The 620-nt window shown below is 47.9% G+C and carries 1 protein-coding gene; it reads right to left on the bottom strand.

The genetic code is table 11. The features are described 5' to 3' along the window. Positions 1-620: PorP/SprF family type IX secretion system membrane protein (locus AC570I_RS21900; protein ID WP_497407195.1), on the bottom strand; the 620-nt coding region annotated here is incomplete at both ends.

The raw sequence follows: 620 nt of genomic DNA, 5'->3' as shown, positions 1-620 counted from the left end.
AGGTCGTTTTGAAGATAGCTCTTGTCGTAGAGTTTTACACCTGTGCGGTATGACCCACCTACCCAGAGAAATTCCTTAATCAGTAAAAAGGCATTTAAATCTAAACTCGTTGGCCCGCCCCTGTCGTCTTTTAACAGAAAAGATGGCTTGATCTGAAAATTTTCATTGATCGGGAACAAGGCACCAGCTGTAAGATAATAATGAGGCTTTGGTTGTGCAATGAAGGCGTACCGGTCTATATTGATATAAGTCGCAATCAGATTGTCAACGGAGAATCCGGCATAATACCTGTCGTTGGCAAAGTATACCCCTGCCCTTGCATCAGGCACAATGGTGCTTTGTACACCAACGGGCTGATAGGGTTCAGGATCGTTGGGGTTCAGCAGTGAACCGTCGATACCCAGCTGCATCATTCCTACACCCAGACCCAGCGCTAAACGGGAACTCCCGTCATCATTCATCCGTATCCGGTAGGAATAATTTCCATAAACGCTTAAGTTGGTTTGGGCACCCAGTTTATCGCTGGCTACCTGAAGGGCCAGGCCCACATTGCCACTGTTTGCAATGGCATCAACAGCAAGGGCCATACTTTTGGGTGCGCCGGTAATACCCGTCCACTG

Source organism: Pedobacter sp. A2324, assembly GCF_059693705.1.
This window is presented reverse-complemented; position numbering and strand designations above follow the sequence as displayed.